This window comes from Arthrobacter sp. TMP15 (assembly GCF_039529835.1).
Taxonomy (GTDB): domain Bacteria; phylum Actinomycetota; class Actinomycetes; order Actinomycetales; family Micrococcaceae; genus Specibacter.
On sequence record NZ_CP154262.1, the window covers coordinates 2,386,317 to 2,411,342 of the forward strand.

The following is a 25,026-nucleotide window of genomic DNA, read 5'->3' on the forward strand; positions in this document are numbered from 1 at the left end:
ACGTTGTCCGGTGAGAGCCTGAACAGCACCTGACATGTCACCGTCGTACCATCTACGACGCGCCAAAGTTGCTGGGTAACGTTTGCACTCAGAAGCTAGTGACAGGAACTTGTCCGCCCAGTCCGGGCGTCCCGCCGCTAAGCAGATTTCTGCAACCAAGCGAGCTCTATTCCCCTGAGCACCGTGTGCCAGCGCTGTGACCAATTTACGTTCCAAACCTCGGATATCACCCGCTACATGCGTGGCCAAAAGAGCGGCCGGAGCGGATGACCCAGAAAGTCCCTTGGCAACCAGCCGAACAGTGGGCGACAGCAGGCTGTCCGGCACAAGCCGTGAAATCTGTAGGACCAAAAGTATGGGGTCATCAGATAAATGCCGGATTGCGGTGCCAGCCGCTAGGGAAATATTCCTTATCCTCATACTTTTGACACATCATTGCCCGAAACAAGAGAAATGGCATGCATATATTTTGCTGCCAAAACAGGGTAGTTGGCATGTGATTGAACCCAAGAACGGCCAGTTGTGCCGGCGTTCAAACGGCTGCGGTCCGCAGCCAGTTCGCGCCACAGTGAAGCTATAGCTTCTGAATTGCACGCCACAACGTCGCCGGCGCTGGCAGCCGTAATTATGCGTGAAGCTTCTCCCCGGACAATTGCAGTCACGTGGCGGCCTATGGCCATCACTTCATAGGTCTTGGATGGCACAGTTGCCTCAAAGGACTTCCAATCATCCCTCAACGACACTATGCAGGTGTCTGCGGATTTGTAGCGATCCAGCACAGCCTGGCCGTGGAGTGAATCGTGAAAGGTCACAGGAGCACCAAGCTCAGCAGCAAGCTTGATCAACTGGGGCCTATGCGTGCCATGGCCTACCATATGCAAGTGCATTGAACCACCAACCAGCGCGCTGGCCCTGATCACAGCGTCCAGGCGCTGACTTTGCCCATGATTACCTAGATACAGCACCTCCAAAACATCTCGCGTTAACTCAGGTGCAGCAAACGCAGGCACTAGATCTACGTCTAAGCCGTTGCTGACGGTAAGTACATTCTCAACTCCCCGCGCACGCAGAGTTTCAGCGAAACCTTGAGTGACGGCAATCACTAAATCGGCTCGTAGCTGAATAGACTCTACAACTCTTTCAATCATGCTCTTGACGTTTCCCTTGACGATCCGGGCATCTCGAGCAAGATCGGGCCAAGCATCCCGCATCTCGACAATGAGCGGTACACGCCGGACCTTGGCAACCACGAACCCAGCCACAAGAATGGGCAGGCTCGGAACTGTGACAATCACGGCGTCAGCTTTTCGCCAAAATATCCCAGCGGGGATTGACATCGCAGCGGAGAAAATCTGGTCTAAAAGCCGCGCGAGGTGGAAGTTACCGCTGTGTGGAAGGTATGGAATGCGTAGAATCCGCTCACCATGGATCCCCTGCTGAGTCCGGAAAGGTCTACCGGCAAGATTGCTGTGTAGCGTTCTTTTCCCTTGCGGAAAATGGGCCACTGGAACAACCACGTCCATTTCCCAGCCTGCAGAAATAAATTCTCGGCCTAATGAAGACCATCGCCGCTGGGGCGGACTGTTCTCCGGCCAGTATGAATGCGCAAGGAGCATGACGCGCATGCGCGAGGTTGTGTCTGTCTTATTGGTCATGAGCGTACTATTTCTCGGACACCGTGGCAGGATTTCCGACCCGTTTACGACCGCTTCGCATGAATCGCATATACCACAGACCAATAATAACTAGGAGACCAATCACCATCAGCTTCACTAAGCTGGTGTTTTCCGAAGCAGGAGTAGCTGAAGCCATGGCCGCACCTGCAGCAGGTGCGGGGATGCTATTCGTTGGCTGCGCGGAGGATGTTGGAGGTGCCGCAGCTGATGTAGATGGGGCCGCGCTAGTCGCGGCAGCGGTAGTTTCCGGACTGGTGGGTTCCGGCTCAACCGTTTCTATTTCTGGCACCACCGGTTCAACTACGGGCTGTACTGGCTGTACCTCCACTGGCGGCTCGAAAAGACCCCCATCCCCGGGTGCGGTCGCGGGAGGAGCCGACCCAGCTGGAGCAGGACCAGCCGAAGGAGGCGGTTCGTTCTCAGTAGTCGGCGATGGAAGCGTCCCAGGAGGCGTTGTTGGGATAGGTGGAGTAGTTTGGTCCCCTGGCGGAGGTGTGTCGCCCTCAACCGGCTCTGTCGTTTGTTTACCACCCGGGTCGGTCAAGACGTCTGCCGGGTTTGCCCTGGCAGCGTATGACTGTTCCAGCAGTGCGGAAATGAGGAGCATGAACACTAGGCAGATGCGCACTAGACCTGGAGGCGCAACAAGTAGTCTCAAACTAGTCTCACTTCCCCATCAGCAATTTGGCACATTATTTTGCCCTGTTTAGCTCAACTGATTTCGGAAAGAACCGGCACCATCAGGGCATGGTTGTTGGATTCCCGGACTAGATGATCCAACTAAAATACCATACAGCGATCAAATCAAGCAGCTATGAGCTGTTTCTTCCCCTGTTGAGCCGACCTAAAAGATCGCACTTTCTACCACCAGATCCTTGCCTTAAGACGGTTAGCCGATTCCGGCGCTCTCCAAATATGCAGCAAGGGAATCATCTGTCAGGGCCTTGGAGACGGCCGCTATGGCGGCATTGTCCGGCAGAACAATTGATTGTCCATCGGCACTAGTCCCGGTACCCAAGTTTGGCAGCGTGAATGACTTTACGTTAGAGCTGCGAATATCTCGCAGGCTCACCGCAAGTTTTCCAATAGTGGCCGAGTCCAGACCGCTATCAACCGTCATATAGGGAGAAACGCGACCCACGAGGTCATTAATTCTTAGCGGGTTGGCTAGGGTCGAAGGCGTAAGGACAGAATTCATCACAGCTTTTAAAAACGCCTGTTGGTTACGGACGCGCTGGTAGTCGCCATCAGTAAACGCATAGCGCTCCCGCACAAAGACAAGTGCCTGATCGCCACTCATCTGCTGCTGGCCTTTGACGAAAGTGTTTTTACCGTTGCCTGTAGTAAAGGGGACTTGAACGTCCACGTTGACGCCACCCAGGGCGTCTGTGATTGCCTTGAAACCTTCAAAGTCCACTATGGCCACATGGTCAAGCCGGTTGTTGAACAGTCCTTCAAGGGTTTCCACTACCAAAGGGACCCCACCAAACGCCATGGCCGCGTTGATTTTAGCTTCTCCATGGCCAGGAATGTCCACCCACGTGTCGCGCATGATGGACATCATCTGAATTTCCTTGCGATCCCCCGGAATATGCACCCACATCATGGTGTCTGAGCGCTGGTCCGAGGCCGCACCGCCTTCGGCCATGTCTACGGAGTCACCGCGACTATCGCTTCCAAGCAATAAAATGTTCATGGCGTTCGACGACGGCCCATCAACTGCCTTCACCGGCCTGGATGCTTCATCAGGGAATGCGGTCTCAATCGTCTGACTCTTGTTGTCAAAGCTCTGAGCAAGACTCACAACGAAGATCGTGCTGACCACGGCGGCAACCACGAATAAACCCAAGAACACAAACAAGACGTTGCGTCGTGACTTGCTTCGACCATGCCGTGGGCGTACTTCCTCGGATTCAAGATTCATGGGTGTTATCCTGCCATGCGGAAATGAACGCTGAGCCCACATAACGCATTGGAGCTAGCGTGGCGAGGTGCACATGAGATGAAAATCACAACAAGTCCCAATGTGTAAGACAGCGCATACCCGGTTCGAAACCCTTCACAGCGGAAGCAGATAAGCTTCAATCATGCCTCTGATTTCACGTTCATGGCGGACCGCTGTGCCTTTTGCTGCTGTTGCGCTCTTAGCTCTTACCGCCTGCTCACCCTCGGTGACAATTACTGAGGCCGAGGATGCCAATAATCCCGCCTGCGCATCGATGATGGTGGCTCTACCGGACTCCCTGGCTGGCTCCAAGCGTCGTACCACCACCAGCCAATCCACTGCTGCGTGGGGAGATCCCTCGCTTGTGGTCCTGCGATGCGGCGTTCAAGTTCCCAGCCCTACCACTGATAAATGTGTCGCCGTCAACGGCGTGGACTGGGTTCTCAAGGAGAAGGAAACTACGTGGACCATCACCACTTACGGACGCACACCGGCCACAGAGCTAGTGTTTGAAGATAACACTGTTCCATCAGATACGGTTTTGTCAGAAATATCTGCAGCCGTTTCCAAGATCCCGGCCAACGGTGCATGCCTGTGAGAGCCCGCTAAGCTTTCGCTCCCAGTTTCCAAAGAGATGTGACTTCATTGCTGCGTGCAGCATAGAACGGGTCACTGGTGTCCATGGAGCGGGGATGCCTGGCAGACGTGTCCATACGGTCAATCACTTCAAGCCCAGCATTTTCAATCCAGGTCATCAAGTCCTCTCTTGAGCGCAGCCCCAAATGCTCGGCCAGGTCGGAGATGATCAGCCATCCCTCTCCCCCGGGCTCAAGGTGCCGCGTCAATCCGGCCAGGAATGCTCTAAGCATGCGCGATTTAGGATCATAAACCGCGTTATCCAGCAAAGTGTTAGCCGTCCCCGGCAACCAGGGTGGATTACACACAACCAGCGGTGACCGACCTTCTGGGAACATGTCTGTCAGTTGCAAGTCAACAGAGCTGCTGAGTCCCAGATTCTCCAGATTCTCCTGCGCGCAGGCGATGGCCCGTGGTTCACTGTCGGTCCCAACCACACGTTTGACTCCTCGTTGGGCCAAGATAGCCGCCAAGACGCCAGTTCCTGTGCCGATATCAAAGGCCAGCTCGGTGGATGGCAGAACAGCTTGCGCCACCAGCGCCAAGTATTCACTGCGAATTGGCGCAAATGTCCCGTAGTGGGGGTGGATGAGGGCATCTAGTTCCTGCACAAACAAACCGTTCCGGCGCCATTCAAAAGCACCCACGGCCCCAAGCACATCTTGCAGCGGCGCCACAGTGTGTGATTCCACCGGCCCAGCCGCAGCAAGCCATGCAGCGGCTACGTCGGGTGCACGGCGAAGCGCAACGGTAGGTGCTGTTATATGTGTGCCAGCCTCCAACGGGACAAGTAAAAGCCCAAGCATACGTGCGCGCTGTGTCCGCCCTTGTCGGTAGCGGTAGAAAGCTTTGGCGACATCTTCGCCGTCGTGCCTTGAAAAAACGGGCAGGCGTCTGGCAATGGCCGAGAGTAGCTGGCGGGCATTGTGATAATCGCCCCGCCACAACATAGCTGTGCCCTGGGCAGCAAGGCGGTAAGCGTCGTCGGCGGTGAGGGAGTCATCCACCACCTGCACAGTTTTGGGAGGGTTGGCTCCGCTGGCAGAAAACCAGCGCGCCGAATGATCTTCCTCCCCCTGCGTCCAGCTCAAAGTAGGGGCTGGCTGCAATGGCTCAGTGGTCATGGGCGAAGGGGCTCCTAGAGGGAATGCCGGCTAATGCAGCCGCAGAAATGTTCAGTCTTCAGTTTAGCCCGTGAGCTGGGTAGATTCTTTGGCCCTGGATTGGGCTGCGGTGTGGAGAGAGTACTGCGCGGGAGGATTCTTTGAAAGACTAGAGTCTTCGGCACAATTCCCTCGAAAGGTTACACCCATGAACGCTCTGCCTCAGGTCAATGCGCAGTCCAAAGGGTTCCTTGCCCGGCTGATCGAACCAAAACCTTCCACGTCTAAACCACGCACAGCGGTTCGCATGATTTTGGGGGCGCTGCTTCTATTCGCCGGAATCAGCCACCTCACGGTGGCCCGGACAGAATTTCAAGCGCAGGTGCCGGAGTTTCTGCCGCTAGACCCCGACTTTGTGGTTGTTGCCTCGGGAATTGTTGAAATCACCCTTGGTGTCGCTCTCCTACTGTTGGCACGGCGCCGCGTTCCGGTGGGATGGGTAGTGGCCTTGTTCTTTATCGGTGTTTTTCCGGGCAACATCGCCCAGTGGTTGGACGCAAGGAACGGATTTGGGCTCGACACCGACACCAAACGACTAGTCCGGTTATTCTTCCAGCCCCTCCTTGTTGCCGCAGCTCTGTTTGGCACAGGAGCTTGGCGAGACCGGCCCAGGAAGCGCTGAAAGTTGGCGGAGGCTAATCAACGCTGGATGGTTGGCCCAAGGCCGAAACCAGCTGTAGCTTGCTGCTTTTTCACTGCTAGGTTGAAAGATCAGTTAAGAAATACAACGAGTACCAACGAATCATTCTGGAGCTATTATTAGAAATAATGTTAGCCGCAAGAAGCTTCTTGCCCTCACGTTAATATCCGGTCTATTGTTAGCCGGTTGCACCGGAACTAGTAGCGGTTCCAGCACAAGTCCCGATTCTAGCGAATCAACCAAAAATGCCACGGCAGAACCCGCTGGCATGGCAGAGCTCAAAGAGGCCGTCCAGAAAATTCTCGGCTCACCCAATAATCACAGCCTGGCAGCGGTTGGCAACACTAGGAAAGAGGGTTTGAACAATACTCCTCTGCTCACCGGAGCCCCTGAAATTGTGCGAGTCATCATCGCTTGCAACGGAGGTTCCAGCTCAACTCTGCAGGTGGGCCCGGACACACTATCCGTGGCCTGCGATTCGGTAGCTCACGTCATTGACTCGGTACCATCGAAATCCCTGACGATCAGCGTTCCCCCAACACCAACAAGTGCTGGAAGCATCTACGTGGCGGTGGACAAGCAGTAAAGTGAGCGAGCGTCGGCAAAAAAGCAACGTTAAGTGAGCGAGCGTGGGCAGGGCTAGCGGAGGCCCACCTTGCGCTGCAGAGCCAACTGGAGCAGCTCGTCGATCAGTTCCGGATAGCTCAGCCCCGAAGCCTCCCACATTTGCGGGTACATGGAGCTCGGGGTGAAGCCGGGCATGGTGTTGATCTCATTGATAATCAATTCACCATCAGCCGTATAAAAGAAGTCCACCCTGGAAAGGCCTTCTGCACCTACCGCATCGAACGCTTGCGCAGCCTGTTCCCGGACCCGGGCAATATCCGCCTCAGGCATCTCCGCCGGACAGCTCAGGTTGACTGCGTTGCCCTGGACGTACTTGGCGGCAAAGTCGTAGAACTCGTGGTGGGCACCGTCCACCATGGCGATTTCACCCGGCAAGGATACCCGTGGTGCATTGTTCCCGCGGCCTTCCAGGACGGCGCATTCAATCTCGCGGCCCACAATCCCGGCCTCAATCACCAACTTAAGATCGTGCTCACGGGCTGCCTCAATCGCCGCATCAAGGCTATCCAGAGAATCGACTTTAGAGATACCCATTGACGAACCAGCACGGGCCGGCTTTACAAACACGGGAAAGCCCAGTGCTGCCACGCGTTCGCGAACTTTCGCCGGGTCCACAGTCCACTGACGGTCTGTGACGGCAACGTATGGCCCAACGCTCAGGCCAGCAGCGGCAAAAACCACCTTCATGAAGTGCTTGTCCATGCCGATGGCCGAGGCCAGCACCCCCGCCCCAACATAGCGGGTATCGCTCAACTCCAATAGCCCCTGAATAGTGCCGTCTTCTCCCCAGGGTCCGTGCAACAGCGGGAACACCACATCCACGGAACCAAGTTCCTCTGGCAACTTAGCCGCCTCCGAAACCACCAGCTGGTGACCGCCGCCTAGGTGCGCCAGCGAGACTGTCTGAACCCCCGATGCAACCTCCGGGGAGTCACCCTCGGCAAGGGACCACCCTTCGATGTCCTCGCCAGCCAAAACCCACTGTCCGCTTTTAGCGATACCGATAGGAACGACGTCGTACTTAGTCCTGTCAATGGCGCCCAGCACACCGGCAGCCGTTACACAGCTGACAGCATGCTCACTGGAACGCCCGCCAAAAAGAATGGCAACACGGATAGGCGCAGTGATGGCGGGGGAATCGGTACTCACGCGTTAATCGCCTTCGGATTTGAGTTGGCGGGCTAGCAGCAGCGGGCCCAGATCATCGACAGTGAGCCTACCCTCAAGCACACCCACAACGGCGTTAGTGATGGGCATGTCCACGCCCATCTTCGCCGCAAGATCCGAAACGGCACGCCCGGACTTGATACCCTCAGCGGTCTGGGTCATTCGGTTATTGACCTCATCGAGGGTGAGGCCCTCCCCCAGCATGCGACCGGCCGTGTGGTTTCGGCTCAAGGACGAGGAACAGGTGGCTACCAGATCCCCCAGTCCCGCCAGCCCCGCCATGGTCTCAGCCTTTCCACCCAACGCCAAAGCCAGCCGCGTGGTCTCGGCCAGTCCGCGAGTGATGACGGAGGCCTTGGTGTTATCGCCCACCTTTTGGCCCTCGCAAATACCCACGCACAGCGCGATCACGTTCTTCACGATTCCACCGATCTCAACACCCACCACATCGTTGATGGTGTAGGGGCGGAAATACCGCGGTTTGCACACGGTGGCAACCCATTTTGCTGTGTCCTCATCCACACACGCAACAACCGACGCTGTTGGTTCCTGGCGAGCAATTTCCATGGCCAGGTTTGGACCTGAAATCACCACCACGCGGTCAGGGCTCAGCCCAAGTTCGGCTTCGATGACTTGGGACATGCGCTGATCGGTACCCAGCTCCAGTCCCTTCATTAAACTCACGACGACGGCGTCCTTGGAAATGTACCCGGCCCACCCCCGCAGCTGCTCCCGTAAGCTTTGTGCGGGCACTGCCAGGACCACGAGCTCGGCGTCCTTGAGGACATCTTCGACATTGACCGAGGCACTGATGTTGCTGGGCAGCTCGGTGGTTGAGAGGTAGCGCGGGTTGCGGTGCTGGTTATTTATTTGGTCAACAACTTCTTGACGACGGCCCCAGAGCACGATCTTTCGATCCGTGCCCGCGGCTGCATCCCCAAGAATTTTTGCGAAAGTAGTTCCCCAGCTGCCGGCACCCAAAACTGCTGTCTTGAGTGGCGCCTTGCCATCCACATAACTCACTGGAGGTCCCCGCTTTCTGTTGTTCCGGCGTCGTTGTTAATGTTCTCTCTATTGACGGGCTTGTGGCTCGAGTCGGAACCTCGCTCCACAAAGCGTCCGTGGGCCGACTGCTGGTGGGCTGCCGGATCCCAAAGCTCGTCCGGCGCCTGCTCACCACGAAGGTCCTGAACCATCAAGGTGATGTCCTTCATAATGGTCGCAGTCATCGCCTCGAGTGTGGCCTTGTCCGCGCTCCGCCCGGCGAAGGCGCTTAGATCCACAGGATTGCCAACTACTACCTTCACCTTCTTGCGAGGGAAAATCTTGAAACTCTTGGCATAACGCGGGAACACTTCCTGGGCACCCCAATGAACTATGGGGATCACCTTGACCCCAGTCGCCAGGGCAAGCCGTGCCGCACCTGTCCGCCCTTTCATAGGCCAGAGATCAGGATCGCGGGTCAGCGTGCCTTCAGGATAAATAACGACGGCGTTGCCGGAATCGAGCGCTTTCTTAGCGGCCACCAGCGACTTACCGGCACCGGCACCGGCTCGCTCCACCGGAATCTGCTGCGCACCGCGCAGAGCAGCACCAAGCACCGGATTATTGAACAATCCATCTTTAGCCAAAAAGTGCGGCATAATATTTTGGTTGTACAGCAAGTGCCCCACCACGATGGGATCAATTTCGGAGTAATGGTTGGGTACCACAATGAAACCCTCATCCAACGGCAGGCGGTCCAGGCCATACCATTGTTTCCCGATTGCAACGTTCATCAGGCTACGGGCAATCCCGGCGATGATCGCAAAATTAAAGCGCGTACGGTGCGTCATGCTCTTGGGTTTGTAGGGACGCTTATGTGTTGCCTTGCCCGGCTCCGGAAGATCATTGCTCACAGTTATCTACCCTGCATTCCTTGCGTTCTTGGATGTTTCATGCACGTCGAAATCGGCGCCCAGACCATCAAGCTTGGCCGTAAAGTGCTCGTAACCCCGGCTGATCACATCAATACCTGTCACGGTTGATGTCCCTTGCGCAGCCAGTGCCGCGATCATGTGGCTGAATCCGCCACGCAGATCCGGAATATCAATGTCCACGCCCTTTAACGGCGTTGGCCCTGAGATCACGGCCGAGTGGACAAAGTTGCGCTGACCAAAGCGGCACGGGATGCTACCTAAACACTCGCGGTGGAGCTGGATGCCGGCCCCCATACGTACCAAAGCCTCAGTGAAACCAAAACGGTTCTCATACACAGTCTCGTGCACAATGGAAACGCCCTCTGCCTGAGTCAATGCCACCACCAGTGGCTGCTGCCAATCGGTCATGAAGCCCGGGTGAACGTCAGTTTCCAGAACTAGCGGCTTCAGCGAACCACCCTTGTGATAGAAACGGATGCCGTCGTCATGGATGTCCATGCCACCGCCGATCTTCCGGAAAGTGTTTACGAACGTCATCATGTCTCGCTGGCTGGCACCTTGGACATAGATGTCACCGCCTGTGACTAGGGCCGCCGAGGCCCATGAGGCTGATTCGTTGCGATCTGGCAGGGCGGTGTGGTCGTAGCCCGTGAGCTCATCCACGCCCTCAATACGGATGGTTCTATCCGTCTGGACCGAAATGATGGCACCCATCTTTTGCAAGATGGCAATCAGGTCAATGATTTCAGGTTCGGTGGCGGCACCGCTGAGTTCGGTAATGCCCTCCGCACGTGTTGCGGAGAGTAGCACCTGCTCCGTTGCCCCCACGCTGGGGTAGGGCAGGTTAATTTTTGTGCCCTTCAGACCATTGGGTGCCGAGATGGAGATGCCACCTGTTGTTTTATCCACGACAGCGCCAAACTTGCGCAGCACTTCCAAGTGATAATCGATGGGCCGGTCACCGATCTTGCAGCCGCCCAGATCCGGGATGAAAGCATGCCCAATGGAGTGAATCAGCGGTCCGCACAGCAGAATGGGGATGCGGGAATCACCGGCGTGCGTGTTGATCTCCGCAGTGTTGGCCTGCTTGGCGTTGGCCGGATCCATTGTCAGGTCTCCTGTGACGGAGTCTTTGTCAACGGTGACGCCATGGAGCTGCAGCAACGAGGTGACGACCTCGACGTCCTTAATTTCCGGGACATTGCGCAAAATTGAGGGTGAATTGCCCAACAGAGCTGCCACCATCGCCTTGGGGACAAGGTTTTTGGCACCCCTCACCTGGACGCGTCCCTTCAGTGGAACACCACCACGGACCGTTAGAATCCTGCTCATCTTCATCCAATCCTCGGTTCCACCACCGGCAGCCGTACAGCGCGATGGTCACTGACAAGCATAGTTTCTCGGATGCATAAGCTGAAACGGCGACTTTTGGGCTTGCTGTTGTCAGCGGCGGGTGGTGTGGATTTTCGCGGGTGGTGTGCCGCCCGCGAGAATCCAGAACACCCGCCATTATTGCCGGAATGCTGCGTTGGTGCTGGTCTCCGGGTCCGGTTGATTCCTCCACAGCCGCAGCGCAGCAGCCCTTGACGCACATCTTGGAATAATCAGCTGCTTCAGCTCCTTCTGGGAGGCAAGAATCAAGCCATGGAACATTTCCTGCCTCCACCGTGGCTCGCTAAATCTGACCCGTTCGACGACGAACATGGCGCCACCCGCCTCTCTCGCCTGAGCACACGAGGTGAAGTCATTCGGGTCCGGCGCGGCTTCTACCTACCAGAGGAAGTGTGGAAGTCCCTCAAACCGTGGCATCGTTACCGCACCCTGATTCAGGCTGTGAATGATTCTTCCCAATCCGCCCCCGTGTTCAGCCGTGAATCAGCGGCAAGCATTCTGGGTCTGCCAACACTGCAAAGAACCCACGATGTCCATTGCGTTTTACCCACCGCCTGCGCGGGTGGTCGAAGCGAGAACGGAGTGCGCAGGCATAATCCCGTACCCGGGGACCCCGAACCGTGGCGGATAGATGGCCTACTGACAACCTCGCTCGTTGAAACGGCCCGTGATTTGGCCGCCTCTGGAACATTTGCTCAGGGTCTGGCCGCAATGGACAGGCTTATGAACCCACAGGCGTACCCGGCTGTGCCAGTTGAATACGCTCGCTGCATTCGCAACGTAGAGGTGGAGGAATCATTGGCGCGGCTGATCAGCGGAAGTCAACAACGAAAGACTCGTCGGGCGCTTAATTTCGCCGATAGCAGGTCCGGTTCGGCAGGAGAATCATGGAGCCGGGCCATCATGATCCAGCACGGCTTCCACCCACCTGTGCTTCAGAAGAGGTTCAGCGACGCTCGCGGCACCATCGGAGACCCTGACTTCCTCTGGGAAGAATTTAAGACCATGGGCGAGTTTGATGGACATGAAAAGTATTCTGCCCAGAGATTCCTGAAGGGAAGAACGCCGGCACAGATTGTCATTGAGGAGAAAAACCGTGAGAACCGCCTCCGGGCATTGGGCTACAACGTGCTCAGGTGGGAATGGGCAGATTTGGAGAACCCGCAGAAACTGATCACCCTGCTCCGCAGCGCGGGCCTACCGCAATGCCTAACGGGAGCCATACCAGGGCCGCACCCCTAGCTGCCGCTGTGCGGTTGCGCGAAGCGCAGCCCGTGGCGTAGTTATGACCTTAACGCGCATTGCCGGCCCGCCCCACGGGCAAACCGGCAATTCGTGAGTACAAAGCTCATGAGCTTACGCAGAGTGTCAAACTCATGGAACCAATCAGACCTTGGCTGGCAGCGTGGTTGGTTTGATCGCAGGGCGAGTAGCCTCAAACGCGGTGATGGCTGGTTCGTCACGCAGGGTCAGACCAATGTCATCAAGCCCTTCAAGCAAACGCCACCGGGTGTAGTCATCAATCTGAAACGGCGCTACAACCGAACCAGCTGTGACCATTTTGGATACCAGGTCCACTGTGATCTCGGTGCCCGGATCATGCTCCAGGACCTTCCAGATTAATTCAATGTCATCTTGTGCCAGTTCTGCAGCAACAAGTCCCTGTTTGCCGGAGTTGCCGCGGAAAATATCGGCGAAACGGGATGAGAGCACGGCTTTGAAACCATAATCCTTCAGTGCCCAGACAGCATGTTCACGTGAGGATCCTGTAGCAAAGTCGGCACCAGCTACTAACACGGAGCCACGGTTGAACGGTTCCTGGTTCAGGATGAATTCCGGATTCTTGCGCCAGCTGGCAAACAGTGCATCCTCAAACCCTGTCCTGGTGATCCGCTTGAGGTACACAGCGGGGATGATCTGGTCTGTGTCAACATTGCTTTGGCGCAGCGGGACACCAATACCGGTGTGAGTGGAGAACTTTTCCATTGTCTTAGCTCCTTACGCTACGAAAGCTGGCTGATCTATATCAGACGGGGCACTGAGGGTCCCGCGAATAGCGGTGGCAGCTGCCACCACCGGAGAAACAAGGTGGGTACGCCCACCCTTTCCCTGACGTCCTTCAAAGTTGCGGTTGGAGGTTGAGGCGCAGCGCTCCCCCGGTTCTAGTTGGTCCGGGTTCATACCCAAACACATGGAACAACCCGCAAAGCGCCACTCGGCACCAAAGTCCAAGAAGACCTTATCCAACCCTTCAGCTTCTGCCTCCAGACGCACGCGGGCGGAGCCCGGTACCACCAGCATGCGGATGTTCGGATCCTTTTCGCGCCCGCGAATAATATCCGCGGCTGCTCGCAAATCTTCGATCCGGGAGTTGGTACAAGAGCCTAGGAATACCGTGTCAACACGGATCTCTTTCATGGGTGTACCCGGTTCCAAATCCATATAGGTCAGCGCACGCTCCGCGGCAGCCTTGGCGTTCTCATCACCAAAGTCGGATGGGAACGGCACGCTATCGCTCAATGACACTCCTTGGCCCGGGTTGGTTCCCCAAGTGACGAACGGATCCAACGTGTTGGCGTCCAAGAACACCTCGGCGTCGAATTCGGCGTCGTCCTCGGTGGTCAGTGACCGCCAGTACTCAACAGCCGCATCCCACTCATCCCCGACTGGTGCGTGTGGACGGCCCTTAAGGTACTCGAAAGTGATCTCATCCGGGGCGATCATTCCTGCACGGGCGCCAGCTTCGATGGACATATTGCAAATGGTCATGCGCGCATCCATGGATAGCGCCCGGATAGCTGAACCACGGTATTCCAGAACGTAACCCTGCCCACCACCGGTTCCAATCTTTGCGATGATGGCCAGAATGATGTCTTTGGAGGTCACACCGGGGCGCAGTGCCCCTTCAACGTTGATGGCCATGGTCTTGAACGGCTTCAGCGGCAGTGTCTGAGTAGCCATGACGTGCTCGACTTCAGAAGTTCCGATACCAAACGCCAAAGCACCAACCGCGCCATGGGTTGAGGTGTGGGAGTCGCCACAGACAACCGTCATTCCCGGCTGAGTCAGGCCCAGCTGAGGACCCACAACGTGCACAATCCCTTGCTCTGCATCACCAAGGGAGTGCAGGCGAACACCAAATTCGGCGCAGTTATTACGCAAAGTCATGATCTGGGTGCGGCTGGTCAGATCCGCAATCGGCTTATCGATCGCCAATGTTGGAGTGTTGTGATCTTCCGTTGCTATGGTCAGGTCAGGGCGACGAAGCGGACGACCAGCCAAGCGCAGACCCTCGAATGCCTGTGGGGAAGTGACTTCGTGGATCAAGTGAAGATCGATGTACAAAAGGTCTGGCTGGGCGGCATTGCCCTCACCTTCACCATGAGTAACGACGTGATCACGCCAAACTTTCTCGGCCAGCGTCTTCGCGATCTTGCGCAGGGCAGAGGTTCCCGCTGCTACTTCCACTGCTGCGTTCTCCACTGTATGGGCTGTGGTTGACTCGCTCACAGCAGCTCCCTTCCATTATTGAATCTGCGCTTGAAAGCCTGGTCCTCACGTAGAATCTGAGGTGACCATACGCAGAATCGTTGACTTGTATGCTTCCACTGTTCCAGTCTCATCCTGAGGGAAGCCAATTCTTCGATTTGCATCTCACATGCTGAGACGTCAATATCATTACATGGACAATTCTAGTGGCGTTGGCGTAATCGACAAAGCGGCTCTTGTGCTTGATGCACTGGAAGCCGGACCTACAACTTTGGCCCAGCTCGTAGCGGCCACCGGTTTGGCCCGGCCCACCGTGCACAGGCTGGCACTAGCCTTGGTACATCACAGGCTCGTCAGCCGGGACATGCAAGGGCGGTTTGTGCTGGGCAGCCGCCTAGTTGAACTAGCTTCGGCAGCTGGGGAAGACCGGCTCATTGCAGCTGCCGGCCCTGTTTTGCTGCAATTGCGCGACTCCACCGGGGAGAGCGCTCAAATTTTCCGCCGCCAGGGCGATTCCCGCGTCTGTGTGGCATCCGCGGAACGGCCCATCGGTTTGCGCGACACCATCCCCGTGGGCACCCAGCTCACAATGAAGGCTGGTTCAGCCGCACAGGTCTTGTTGGCATGGGAAGACCACGAGCGTCTGCTCGAGGGCTTGCAAAATGCCCGCTTCACTCCCACGGTTCTGGCCGGAGTCCGCCGTCGCGGGTGGGGCCAGAGCCTTGGTGAACGCGAGCCCGGAGTGGCCTCAGTTTCAGCCCCCGTGCGCGGCCCTTCAGGTCGCGTCATCGCGGCTGTCTCCATTTCCGGCCCCATCGAGCGGCTCACACGCCAGCCCGGTCGCCTGCACGCAGAAATTGTTTGCAATGCCTCTCGTATCCTGACCGAGGCATTGCGCAAGAGCACCCACTAGCAGCATATTTCCCAACTCAGGTATGGTTTGCGCATGAGCCAATACGCTGTGTTCCTCCGTGGGGTCAACGTCGGTGGAATCAATGTGAAGATGGCCGAGCTCCGCGCAGCCCTCGCTACACTGCCTTTGGCTAAGGTTAAAACTCTTCTGGCCTCCGGCAATGTGGTCTGCACGGCAGAGGCCTCCGTCCCGGAAATAAAGTCCTGGATAGAGGCCCTCTTGCGTGAGAAATTTGGTTATGACGCGTGGGTTGTTGTCCTAAACAAGCCACAACTGGAATCCATCATCGAGGCGTGCCCCTGGCCAGCTGATAGCCCAGAGCGCCACTGTTACCTGACACTATCCTCCGATTCGGCAGTGTTGGATGAACTCGTCCGGCACGGAATGGAGCTACCCGGGGTGGAACTTGCCAGGCTTAGCCCCGAAGCTCTGGCTTGGCCGGTAACAACGGGAGGCACCTTGGACAGCCCGTTCAGCAAGCTGTCGGCGAGGCCCCGCTACAAAAGTACAACAACGACCCGCAACCTGCGCACGTTGCTGAAGTGCCGAGACGCGATGACTGAGGGTTAACACAACACGGTTGAGGTTGGAGATGATCTCACCCCGGAGGAACGAAGGGGTGAGATCATCTCCAACCTCAACCGCGGGTAGTGGGGGCGCCGCCGGTCAGATACGTGCGGCTAAGGACCTCAGGTACGAGCGAGATTCAAGGCCTCTTGAAACTCACGGTATTGGTCAATCTCTGCCTCGGTTGGGAGAATAATCAGCTGATTTGAAACTGCAGCGATGCTGGCACGCAACCGCCGTCGAGCCTGAGCGCCACGACTTTTAGACCCGGCAAGGGCCAGGAACTTGCTTGTCACGGCAAGGAAAATCCCCAACACAACACCGGCGAGCACCATCAGCGTAGGCAGGGGCCAGCCCTCAACCTGTGGTACATCAGGGACGGGAAGCTGGAAATATCCCAGCACTGCAAGCGTGCCCAGCCATACCAGTCCCCCCACCGCAACCAGGAGCGCAAACCATTGGATGAGCCCAAATACCGGCCACCACCACGCTCGCGTGTTAGCTTTCAGATCCGTGCCCGCCATTGCTTGATCCAGTGCGTCAGGTAACGCGGCCCGGTTACTGCGGGCAGCGGCCCTGATCGATGCCCGCCACGGGCCCGGCGCGCCCAAACTGGCTGCATCGCCAAAATCACGGACCGAGGAATCCACTTGGGCCAGCTCAGCCGATCCAGGCGGCGGCATCGAGGTCCTATTCACCTCGGAGGCCCCTCCGCGCCGCAGGCTCAGCCTGCGCAGCGGATCCTTCCTCAATCGCGACAACCAGCGAGTCACCGGCCAGCCTGTTTTCTTGGTAGCTTCCAACCGGTAGGAGGACTGCACGGCAGTGACAACCGTTTCAACGTGCACTGCGTTGGCCAGCCCAGCAGCCAACGCCTTTCTATCCTGCTGGTGCACCCCAGCAGCGTTCCCTCCTCCGGACGCGTCGGAGAGTTGCTGAGCGGCCACAGCAACATCGGCCGCCAACCGAGCAGATTTAGCGGCTTTAGCTTTAACCACGGCGGAAATTTTACGTCGAAGTTCAAGCACTCCCTCGCCCGTCACAGCCGAAACCCCGGACACCACCACTTTGCCCAACCCGTCATGGTCCAAAATTGCTGCCAAGGACTCAAGCACGGGTTTCACTTCGGCAATGGCTAGCCTGTCCACCTGATTCAGCACCACAAGTGTCACCGAAGCGTGAGTGGAAAACGGTCTAATAAAGTCGTTGTGGATGGTGGCATCGGCGTATTTTTGCGGGTCAACAACCCACACCAAAACATCTACCTGCCCGGCAAGACGCTCAACAATGCTCCGGTTACTCAACTGGACCGAATCGAAATCTGGCAGGTCAAGCAACACCAGCCCGCCGCCGTCGTCCGACAAACCGGGAACAATGTCACCTTCCCTGCGATCTGCGATCTCAAGCCAGTCCAGCAGCGGCGCGCTGCCCTCCGCCCCCCACACCATTGCCAGCGGTTCACTGGTGGTGGGGCGGCGCACAGCAACCCTAGCAACATCCGTGGCGGCAACCGCGTTGAACAACGAGGATTTTCCGCTGCCGGTAGCACCAAAAAAACCAACAACCGTGTGATCGGCGCTGAGCGAACGTCTGGACGTGGCGCGCTCAAGCACAGCATAAACCTGCGCCAAAGCACCGTCGTCAAGGCGCCCCTCCCCCAATTCTCGGGCCTGATTCAGCCCTACAAGCTGTCGATCCAGCGTTGACTCAGCACGTGTCAGACGATGCCGACTCATGCTCGCTTCCCTTCATCACTGCGGCTTCTTCTGCCACGCTGACCGTCCCTTGCACCGAGGTCGCTAAGCTGCGCAGCTAGCTCGTCAAGGTGCTTCACCAGTGGATCAGATGCGCCTTCCGCCGATCCTAGCCTGCTGAGGAACCGCTGCTGCTGTCGCTCAAGCAGACCATCACAACGCATATCCAACGATTCTTTGGCTTCTTTGGCCAAACGCCGTACGGCATCTTCACCAAAGATGGCTTCCAAGAGTTTTTGACCTACGACGGCGGTCCCTCCCGCGATTCCCACTTCGGCTCCCGTCAGTCCCCCGGTAAAGGAGAAAACTACTATCATCAAAATGACGCCCAGCCCGTTGACACCAAAGGACAACCATCTGGCTTGGGAGCGCTTCGCAGCACCCTCGGCCCGAATCAATGCCATGACTTCGCCTTGCCACGTCCGGATTTCAGCGGCAACTTCTGTGGCAAAATCTGGGCTCACGCCGGAGAGGTCGTCCATGGCCAGAAGCTGGCGACCTGCCGGATCTGCCCGCCAACGTTGATCAGCGTCCTCGCATGCTCGGGCGCCTTGGTCAACAATGACAGCTTGTAAGCCCGTTTCAATAGCCACCTCAACTTTGACGGCCGGTGGCGGTTGCCCCTTGAAGAAAGCACCAATTCTGTCACGTACACGACCGATACCGTTTTCAAGAGCCCGGAAGAATTCACCCGTGCCCACAAAATCCTGCCAGCGGGCGAGTACTTCCCCTCGGAGTAGGCTGCCATCACTGGTTGCCTTGCTGATGCGGGTGGAGGCGTCAGCAAAAGCGGCGTGAACGTCTGCTTCAAGTTGCCTGCTGGCGTCCTGTTGGGCTTGCACTGCCAAACCCAACGAGTTCAGCCGGTCACTCAGTGAGCGGACCGTGCCGTTAAGCGTGCGGCGCACAATCTCGGCCCGGCCTGCAGCATCACTGCCAATTTGGTCAAGCCAGCTCGTGATCGGTGCCACGGCATCGGATGGGAGCATGCCCATCTCATCCAGATTCGATTCCGGCACAATGAACAGTTCCGCTCCGGATAGGCCTTCTCGGATCAACATTTCCTGCAGGTCTGCAGCAATCTCCTGTTCGGCACCTGCCGGAACCCTGTCCAGGATGACTGCCACTGTAATGTCTCGCGAGGCCGCGTCAAGAAGAAGCTTCCAAGGCACAGCATCGGCGTACCTGTTGGCGGTTGTAACGAACAGCCAGAGGTCCGCAGCCGCCAGAAGTTGCCCCGCCAGCTGGCGGTTGTCATCTGAGATGGAGTCCACATCAGGGGCATCAAGGATGGCGACACCGGCGGGAACTGCCGGATCTGCGACCAGTACCAGCGAAGTCATAGCGCCAGCATCCGGGGCTACACCTGCACGTGATGCAGGAGTGTTGTCCTTTACACGTCCGCCCTGGACGCGATGGAGTGTCGGTAGCACCCGCGAGGAGGTGAACCACGGGGCATCGTCGGGGTGGTGTAGCAGTATAGGTTGGCGTGTGGTGGGCCGAATCGCGCCGGACCGAGTCACAGGATGGCCCATCAGCGCATTCACGAGCGTTGACTTCCCAGCCCCAGTTGAACCTCCTACAACCGCTAGCAGAGGAGCATCTAAGCTTCGCCATCTGGGCAGGATGTAGTCATCCAGCTGGCCCAGAGCGGACGACGCCGTGGCGCGGGCTTGCTCTACACCTGGCAATTCCAGTGGAAGGACCAGCTTGGCCAGCTCGGTCCGCACACGCTCAAGCAGCCCAACAGCTGCTTCCTGCTCAGCGGACTGCTCTGCCGAGGCAGCGGCCGTACTCGCGCTGCTCGCATTATTCTCGCTTGGGTGACTCAAATCGGAGGGGCTCACAGCTTTATCATGCCAGTTCCGGGCAAGGTACAGGGTATTGGCAGACGCTATTTGAAGATCCGTGGGCAACAGGCACCCCTTGTGGTCCGCCTCTCAATCCGATGCTCGCTCACTCCACGTCGTGTTTTCTTAAACGATCGCTCAGTTTATGTTGACTTTTTCGGGACGCTCGCTCAGTTGTTGTCAGGTCCTATTTGACTTGGGATGGCGCAAATCGATCACGGTTTAAAAACGACGTGGAGTGAGCGAGTGCCATGAGTGAGCGAGCGTCATGGGAAAGCAAAAGGCCGGGAAGCTTTTCAGCTTCCCGGCCTTTGTTTTGTGACCCCAGCGGGATTCGAACCCGCGTTACCGCCGTGAGAGGGCAGCGTACTAGGCCGCTATACGATGGGGCCCTAATACATTCATTTCTTGCTCAACGAACTTCAAGAATATTACCTGAAGTCTGCCTCACTCGCCAAATGAAAGGCGGCTTTTACAAGCGCTGGGATACCAGGACTCGAACCTAGAATGTCGGTACCAGAAACCGATGTGTTGCCAATTACACCATATCCCAATGGCTGCACGCAGGCTGAAACCCGCGGGTTTCCCCAAGGTTTCTACGGCCCTCGCGCCGGGATAAAACTATACCCGAGAGTTTGCTGAACTCCAAAACGGTAATGGTGCTTTAGGCCGAGCGGTACATCACACTCGTGCGGCGTGAGTGTGCAGTCCCAACAAGGAATGCACTTGATCCAGATCGGTAACAACACGCAGCCCGGCCGCCACCGATGCGTCACCTTCGGAGACGTCGGGAGCCACCTTGCCGCTCCTGTTTAACCACACACTGTGCATGCCCGCGTTCGCTGCACCAACGCCGTCGACCATAAAATTATCGCCTACATACATAGTCTCCCCCGGCACTGTACCGAGCTGTCTACAGCCTTCAAGGAAAATGGCCGGATCTGGCTTGGAGGCATTGACCGTGTCGATACCAACAAGGACCTCTATGCGACTCAGCCCGGCCACATCCAGCTTGGTTCGCTGGTAATCATGGACATTATTGCTGACGGCGCCATACGGAATGCCGGCGGCGTCCAAGGCATCCAACAGCGGTATTACGTCGGCGAAAGCCTGGATTGATTGTGGTTGCGCTGTCTCAAAATCGGAGATCCACCGCTGCTCAACGGCGTCATTAAATTCCAGGAACCCCAACCTGTCGAACACAACCCTGGCCCGCAAACCTCGCTGCTGAGCAAAGGTGAACTCCCCGGCAACATAGCGGTCATAGTACTCAAGTGGATCAGCCATGTACAGGGCAGCGAAATCCTCCCAATCAGCAGCCGTGAAATCAGGCAGCAGCCGCTCCGAGGCGAAGACCATGGCATCCGCCATAGCTCGATACAAATCAACTAATGTCTCATCGATGTCAAATAAAACACCCTTGACCCGCCCCGGGAACGGGGCGGGATCAAGGTTGTTTATTGGCGCCACAGGGATCAAGACCGAGAGCTCCTGAAAGCCCGCAGACGGGTCAGGGTGGATTCCTTACCCAGGATGACCATGGACTCAAATAGCGGCGGGGAGACCTTGCGTCCCGATAGGGCGGTGCGCACGGGGCCAAAAGCGAAGCGTGGCTTAATGCCCAGGCCCTCAACAAGTGCGCTCTTCAAGGACGCCTGAATACCTTCGGCGCTCCAATCCTCAAGGGGTTCCAGTGCCGCCAGCGCAGCATCCAGCACCTCACTTAGGTTCTCCGGCATGCCCTTGAGTGCATCGTCGGCGACGTCGACGCCGTCGTCGGTTTTGAAAAGGAAGGCAATCATCTCAGGCGCCTCACCGAGTAAGGTGATGCGCTCCTGGACTAACGGCGCAGCTTCGGTCAGAATCTCGTTTTCGCGAGCTGAGAGCGTCTCGCCTACCAGACCTGCCGCCTGCAAATATGGCACAAGCCGGTTGCGGAAATCGATGCCATCCAGCAGGCGCACGTGCGTGCCGTTAATGGCTTCAGCCTTCTTGATATCAAAGCGCGCCGGATTGCCCAAGACGTCATGAATATCGAAGTTTTCTACCAGCTGCTCAACGGTGAAAATGTCCTCATCGGCGGAGAGCGACCACCCCAGCAGGGACAGGTAGTTCAGCAGACCTTCTGGAATGAAACCATGATCGCGGTGCAGGAACAGGCTCGCCTCGGGGTCACGCTTGGAAAGCTTCTTATTCCCGGCACCCATCACGTAGGGCAGGTGACCGAACAGGGGCATGTACTTCGCCACACCCACCGCATATAGCGCCTCATAAAGGGCTACCTGGCGGGGTGTTGAGGAGAGCAAATCCTCCCCGCGCAGCACGTGAGTGACACCCATGAGGGCATCATCAACAGGGTTTACCAGCGTGTACAGGGGCGCACCGTTGGGGCGAACAATTGCGTAGTCCGGGACTGATCCTGCCTTAAAGGTGATCTCGCCCCGGACCAAGTCTGTGAACGTGATGTCGGTATCAGGCATGCGCAAGCGCAGCGCCGGTTGCCGGCCCTCCTCCTTAAAAGCAGAAATCTGCTCGGGTGTGAGGTCGCGGTCAAAGTTGTCGTATCCAAGCTTAACGTCCCGACCAGCTGCCTTGTGACGAGATTCAACTTCTTCAGGTGTGGAGTAAGACTCATATGCATGCCCGCCGGCCACCAGCTTGGCAATGACGTCCGTGTAGATATCACCGCGCTGCGACTGACGGTACGGTTCGTGGGGCCCACCAACCTCAACTCCCTCATCCCAGGTGATACCCAACCACGTGAGCCCATCAAGGAGTTGGAGGTAACTCTCTTCGCTGTCACGTTTGGCGTCGGTATCTTCGATGCGGAAAATCATCTTTCCGCCGGTATGCCGGGCGTAGGCCCAGTTAAAGAGGGCCGTGCGGATCAGGCCAACGTGGGGGGTTCCCGTGGGTGACGGGCAGAACCGGACCCTGACAGGAGTTTCGGCGGTAACAGTGGGAATTAAGGCAGCAATAGTCATGATGGCTCCAGTTTAGCCTCATGGTCAATGCCGCCGTCGAACTCACCGGTGACCTGCGAGGCCCTCACGAGACGACGGAGGCCTGCGCGAAGGGCGAAGAGGTGTCATTATCTCCAACCTCAACGGCAGGGGAGCGGAACGAGGCCACATATCTGGGACCATCACAAGCAATTCCGGATACATTTTTAATCACAATTTCATAACGGTGAACTTAAGTGTCACTCCCTCAGGTAAGTTACTCGGCAGTAGCTTAAGTTGTTAGCTACATCACATTGCTCAACTTTTCGTGAGGAACAGCCCATGTCCCGCAGCAGTACCGGCGCGCCGATACCCAAGTCAGCCAGAAACCATTACATTGTCCACGCCCTTCTCGGCCTGCTGGTGCTGGCACTGATAATGTTCTTCGCCCTCACCACAACAAAAATAGCCACCGGCGCTTCCCAGCTCAACGATGGCACCAAGCTCACCTCGGAAGGTGCCAACAAGCTCAAGCAGGGTGCCTCTGATCTCGACGTGGGCGCGGCAGCCCTCTCCAAAGGTGCAGCAGCAGCTTCCGAAGGCGCCACATCCGCCAACACAGGCGCCGGCAAAATTTCCAGCGGAGCAACGGCATTGCGCCAAGGCATCGAGGAAAAGTTGGCCCCCGGCTTGCTCAGCGCAAACGAAGGCGCCCAGGCTTTATCCACTGGAGCTGCAAAGACTGCAGCCGACGTCCGCAATAAGCTAGCACCCGGAGTTTTTTCAGTGCACGACGGCGCCAACCAGTTGGCAACTGGCGGAACCGAACTCAATGCCGGAGCATCAACCATCGCCGATGGCGTCAAGAACCAGCTGGCCCCGGGCGTATTTGCAGCCAACGCGGGCGCTGAAGAATTGTTTGCCGGCTCCCAGCAGTTGGAATCCGGCGCTGCTGCATTAGCTGCAGGGGTCACCACGGCACTTGCTCCTGGTATTGGAGCAGTGGACAAAGGTGCAGGCGCTGCCGCGACCGGAGCAACGACTCTCAATACTGGCGCTCAGCAAATGCGCGCAGGGGCGGCTGCGGCAGCAACCGGCGCAGAGGCGTTGGGGGCTGGTGCAGCCCAAGCCAACGCAGGCGCACAGCAGGCCAATGCCGGAGCCCAAGGTTTGGCAGCTGGTGCAGCACAGCTGGCTGGCCAACGATCCAATGGCACTACACCCGGAGCCGGTATTGCGGCATTAAGCGAAGGAATGACGGCGCTGCTTGCCTACTCGGAGGCCAACCCGGCAGTCCCTGTTGGCGCGTTGCTAGATAAACTGCGGGCATTGGAGGCAGGGGCTGGCCAGGCCGCGCAAGGCAGCGCCGCACTTAATACTGGCGCCCAGCAGCTCTCCCTCGGAACTCAACAGCTTGCCGGCGGCACCGCTCAGCTCTCTGCTGGTCTCAACGGCGTCCCCGATGATCCTGCACAGCCTGGACTTGTAGCTGGCTCAAAGCAACTCTCGAATGGAGCAGCTGAAATTTCAAAGGGTACCCAGCAACTAGCCGAGGGAACCACAGCATTGCATGCAGGAACCCAGCAGTTGATGGTTGGAGTTCACGGCGTTCCCAACGATCCAGCCCAAACTGGTCTTCTCAGCGCAGTGAACTCCTTGGCAGGAGGATCCAGTGCCCTCGCCGCCGGCACGGGCAAACTCTCCGAAGGGACAGGAAAAATTGCTGCCGGTTTGACGGGCACTGCTAACAACCCTGGGCTTATTGACGGCACCGCGAAACTTAGCGCTGGCAGCTTGGCACTCTCAGCAGGAACACAGAAGCTTTCTGCGGGTACTCAGCAACTGGTCTTTGGCATGAACGGCACGCCCGGAGACCCCGAGCGTCCGGGATTGCTGTATGCGACAAGGAATTTGGAGTCGGGTACACAGAAACTCTCCAATGGCACACAGGCGCTCAACGAAGGTGTTGCAGGAGTACCGGAGCTCGCTGGATCGGGTCTGCTGGCCGGGAGCAAGACGCTTAGCGAAGGAGCACAAAAGCTGGCGGTAGGCACTAAGGCACTGGCGGATGGAAACTCCAAGATTGCTGCCGGTTCTTCAGACCTCTCTGAGGGGGCAACTCTCATGGCCGACGGCGCGGGAACCTTGGCCGAAGGTAACAGCCAAGTGGCTGACGGTACATCCGAGCTGTACACCGGCGTTTCTGCCGTCACCCCGGCTGGGGCAATCGGCACACCGGCACCCATCCTGGCAATTCTGGGGGCTCTCCTGGTGGGAATCGCATTGGTTCTTGTGCTCCGGCGCCGCTCTGCAACTCGCGTGGTCTAGACAGGATCAGGCGCTTTA

General features: G+C 57.4%; 20 protein-coding genes and 2 tRNA genes. 7 read left to right on the top strand and 15 right to left on the bottom strand.

Annotated features, from left to right (window positions below; all coding sequences use genetic code 11):
• Window positions 1-416: 416 nt before the first annotated feature.
• Both AAFM46_RS10545 and AAFM46_RS10550 read right to left on the bottom strand, forming a co-directional pair.
• The gene (locus AAFM46_RS10545) at window positions 417-1,655 is read right to left on the bottom strand and encodes a glycosyltransferase family 4 protein (RefSeq protein ID WP_343317673.1); all 1,239 of its coding nucleotides are present in this window, start codon (window positions 1,653-1,655) and stop codon (window positions 417-419) included.
• A 910-nt stretch (window positions 1,656-2,565) separates the two neighbouring features.
• A complete protein-coding gene (locus AAFM46_RS10550; RefSeq protein WP_343317674.1) occupies window positions 2,566-3,600 on the bottom strand; it encodes an LCP family protein in 1,035 nt (344 codons plus the stop codon).
• A gap of 163 nt (window positions 3,601-3,763) precedes the next feature.
• Here AAFM46_RS10550 and AAFM46_RS10555 point away from each other — a divergent pair, with 163 nt between their 5' ends.
• Window positions 3,764-4,219, top strand: a complete 456-nt coding sequence (locus tag AAFM46_RS10555) for a DUF3515 domain-containing protein (protein WP_343317675.1) — start codon at window positions 3,764-3,766, stop codon at window positions 4,217-4,219.
• 7 nt (window positions 4,220-4,226) lie between these two features.
• Here the strand turns inward: AAFM46_RS10555 and AAFM46_RS10560 are convergent, their stop codons facing one another.
• The gene (locus tag AAFM46_RS10560) at window positions 4,227-5,381 is read right to left on the bottom strand and encodes a class I SAM-dependent methyltransferase (RefSeq protein WP_343317676.1); all 1,155 of its coding nucleotides are present in this window, start codon (window positions 5,379-5,381) and stop codon (window positions 4,227-4,229) included.
• Between the two features lie 286 nt (window positions 5,382-5,667).
• Between AAFM46_RS10560 and AAFM46_RS10565 the strand changes: the two genes are divergently transcribed.
• Together AAFM46_RS10565 and AAFM46_RS10570 are read left to right on the top strand one after the other, a co-directional pair.
• Complete coding sequence (locus AAFM46_RS10565) at window positions 5,668-6,042, top strand: hypothetical protein (RefSeq protein ID WP_343320432.1); 375 nt, start codon at window positions 5,668-5,670, stop codon at window positions 6,040-6,042.
• A gap of 286 nt (window positions 6,043-6,328) precedes the next feature.
• Complete coding sequence (locus tag AAFM46_RS10570; protein WP_343317677.1) at window positions 6,329-6,646, top strand: hypothetical protein; 318 nt, start codon at window positions 6,329-6,331, stop codon at window positions 6,644-6,646.
• Window positions 6,647-6,699: 53 nt separating this feature from the next.
• Here AAFM46_RS10570 and AAFM46_RS10575 read toward each other — a convergent pair whose 3' ends face one another.
• The 4 genes from AAFM46_RS10575 to murA all read right to left on the bottom strand — a co-directional run bounded on the left by AAFM46_RS10575 (window position 6,700) and on the right by murA (window position 11,105).
• Window positions 6,700-7,836: a D-alanine--D-alanine ligase family protein gene (locus tag AAFM46_RS10575; RefSeq protein WP_283527950.1), complete on the bottom strand. Its 1,137-nt coding sequence runs from the start codon at window positions 7,834-7,836 to the stop codon at window positions 6,700-6,702.
• A gap of 3 nt (window positions 7,837-7,839) precedes the next feature.
• Window positions 7,840-8,877, bottom strand: a complete 1,038-nt coding sequence (locus AAFM46_RS10580) for an NAD(P)H-dependent glycerol-3-phosphate dehydrogenase (RefSeq protein WP_283527952.1) — start codon at window positions 8,875-8,877, stop codon at window positions 7,840-7,842.
• On the bottom strand, window positions 8,874-9,689 hold the full coding sequence (locus AAFM46_RS10585; protein ID WP_343320433.1) for a lysophospholipid acyltransferase family protein: 816 nt from the start codon (window positions 9,687-9,689) through the stop codon (window positions 8,874-8,876). The genes AAFM46_RS10580 and AAFM46_RS10585 overlap by 4 nt, the downstream gene beginning before the upstream one ends.
• Before the next feature lie 69 nt (window positions 9,690-9,758).
• The gene (murA, locus tag AAFM46_RS10590) at window positions 9,759-11,105 is read right to left on the bottom strand and encodes a UDP-N-acetylglucosamine 1-carboxyvinyltransferase (RefSeq protein ID WP_283527954.1); all 1,347 of its coding nucleotides are present in this window, start codon (window positions 11,103-11,105) and stop codon (window positions 9,759-9,761) included.
• 312 nt (window positions 11,106-11,417) lie between these two features.
• Between murA and AAFM46_RS10595 the strand changes: the two genes are divergently transcribed.
• Window positions 11,418-12,407, top strand: coding sequence for a hypothetical protein (locus AAFM46_RS10595; RefSeq protein WP_343317679.1), 990 nt, complete (start codon window positions 11,418-11,420; stop codon window positions 12,405-12,407).
• 144 nt (window positions 12,408-12,551) lie between these two features.
• Here the strand turns inward: AAFM46_RS10595 and leuD are convergent, their stop codons facing one another.
• Both leuD and leuC read right to left on the bottom strand, forming a co-directional pair.
• Window positions 12,552-13,151, bottom strand: a complete 600-nt coding sequence (leuD, locus tag AAFM46_RS10600) for a 3-isopropylmalate dehydratase small subunit (RefSeq protein ID WP_283527958.1) — start codon at window positions 13,149-13,151, stop codon at window positions 12,552-12,554.
• 12 nt (window positions 13,152-13,163) lie between these two features.
• Window positions 13,164-14,597, bottom strand: a complete 1,434-nt coding sequence (gene leuC / locus AAFM46_RS10605; RefSeq protein WP_283528620.1) for a 3-isopropylmalate dehydratase large subunit — start codon at window positions 14,595-14,597, stop codon at window positions 13,164-13,166.
• A 250-nt stretch (window positions 14,598-14,847) separates the two neighbouring features.
• Between leuC and AAFM46_RS10610 the strand changes: the two genes are divergently transcribed.
• Window positions 14,848-15,567, top strand: a complete 720-nt coding sequence (locus tag AAFM46_RS10610) for an IclR family transcriptional regulator (RefSeq protein WP_283527960.1) — start codon at window positions 14,848-14,850, stop codon at window positions 15,565-15,567.
• Window positions 15,568-15,600: 33 nt separating this feature from the next.
• Window positions 15,601-16,137, top strand: a complete 537-nt coding sequence (locus AAFM46_RS10615; protein WP_283527962.1) for a DUF1697 domain-containing protein — start codon at window positions 15,601-15,603, stop codon at window positions 16,135-16,137.
• A gap of 119 nt (window positions 16,138-16,256) precedes the next feature.
• Here AAFM46_RS10615 and AAFM46_RS10620 read toward each other — a convergent pair whose 3' ends face one another.
• From AAFM46_RS10620 to gltX, 6 genes are all read right to left on the bottom strand, one after another.
• Window positions 16,257-17,870, bottom strand: a complete 1,614-nt coding sequence (locus AAFM46_RS10620; protein ID WP_343317682.1) for a GTPase — start codon at window positions 17,868-17,870, stop codon at window positions 16,257-16,259.
• Complete coding sequence (locus tag AAFM46_RS10625) at window positions 17,867-19,618, bottom strand: dynamin family protein (protein ID WP_343320434.1); 1,752 nt, start codon at window positions 19,616-19,618, stop codon at window positions 17,867-17,869. The genes AAFM46_RS10620 and AAFM46_RS10625 overlap by 4 nt, the downstream gene beginning before the upstream one ends.
• A 439-nt stretch (window positions 19,619-20,057) precedes the next feature.
• Window positions 20,058-20,130, bottom strand: a tRNA-Glu gene (locus AAFM46_RS10630).
• A gap of 89 nt (window positions 20,131-20,219) precedes the next feature.
• Window positions 20,220-20,291: transfer RNA gene (locus AAFM46_RS10635), tRNA-Gln, on the bottom strand.
• Between the two features lie 128 nt (window positions 20,292-20,419).
• Window positions 20,420-21,208, bottom strand: coding sequence for an HAD family hydrolase (locus AAFM46_RS10640; RefSeq protein ID WP_343320435.1), 789 nt, complete (start codon window positions 21,206-21,208; stop codon window positions 20,420-20,422).
• A gap of 5 nt (window positions 21,209-21,213) precedes the next feature.
• Window positions 21,214-22,722, bottom strand: a complete 1,509-nt coding sequence (gene gltX / locus AAFM46_RS10645) for a glutamate--tRNA ligase (protein WP_343317684.1) — start codon at window positions 22,720-22,722, stop codon at window positions 21,214-21,216.
• A 300-nt stretch (window positions 22,723-23,022) separates the two neighbouring features.
• Between gltX and AAFM46_RS10650 the strand changes: the two genes are divergently transcribed.
• Window positions 23,023-25,008: a hypothetical protein gene (locus tag AAFM46_RS10650; protein WP_343317686.1), complete on the top strand. Its 1,986-nt coding sequence runs from the start codon at window positions 23,023-23,025 to the stop codon at window positions 25,006-25,008.
• Window positions 25,009-25,026: the final 18 nt, after the last annotated feature.